Source organism: Micrococcus sp. HMSC31B01 (assembly GCF_001816085.1).
GTDB lineage: Bacteria > Actinomycetota > Actinomycetes > Actinomycetales > Micrococcaceae > Micrococcus > Micrococcus luteus.
The window spans coordinates 1-747 of the sequence record NZ_KV825197.1 but is presented as its reverse complement, the minus strand read 5'-3'; the positions used below and the strand labels follow the sequence as shown (position 1 = coordinate 747).

The following is a 747-nucleotide window of genomic DNA, read 5'->3' as shown; positions in this document are numbered from 1 at the left end:
GCCGAGGCGCTCGCCGCGGCCGAGGCCGCGAGCTCGTCCCGGGCGACGGCGGTCGGGCGACTCGATTCACTCGTCGCCACGGTGCGCCGCCAGTCAGCCGCCCTGACCGAGGTCCTGGAGCGGTCCGCCGGGCTCATCGCCGAGCACACGCGGGTGCGGGGGCTGCTCGACCTCGTCCGCGGCGGCGGGGAGAACCTGCTCAAGATGCCCCTGACGAGCTACGTCCTCGCCGGGCGGCTCGAGGAGGTCGCCGCCGCGGCCACCGAGCGTCTGCTCGCCATGACGGACCAGCGGTATTCGATCGAGTACTCCGACGCCGTGGGCGGGCGCGGGAACAAGGGCCTCGAACTCGTCATCCGGGACCACTACGTGGACGAGACGCGCCACCCGGCCACGCTCTCGGGCGGCGAGACCTTCATGGCCTCCCTCGCCCTCGCCCTGGGGCTCGCGGACACCGTGCAGGCCGAAGCCGGCGGCATCGAACTGGACACGCTCTTCGTGGACGAGGGCTTCGGCTCGCTCGACGCGGACACCCTCGACGACGTCCTGGACGTCGTGGACACCCTGCGGACCGGTGGCCGGACCGTGGGCCTCGTCTCCCACGTCGAACGGATGAGGCAGGAGATCGGCGTGCGCCTCGAGGTGCGCAAGGACCGGCGCGGCTCGAGCCTCGCGGTGCACGACGGCGCCTGAGCGACGGGGGTGCGCCCCGCCGCCCCGGCCCGCGCCACGCGTGAGGTCAGGCCC

The 747-nt window shown here is 74.2% G+C and carries 1 protein-coding gene; it reads left to right on the top strand.

Annotated features, from left to right (window positions below):
• A partial coding sequence (locus tag HMPREF3105_RS07970) for an SbcC/MukB-like Walker B domain-containing protein (RefSeq protein ID WP_305791340.1) occupies nucleotides 1-693 on the top strand: 693 nt, incomplete at its 5' end.
• Between the last annotated feature and the right edge of the window lie 54 nt (nucleotides 694-747).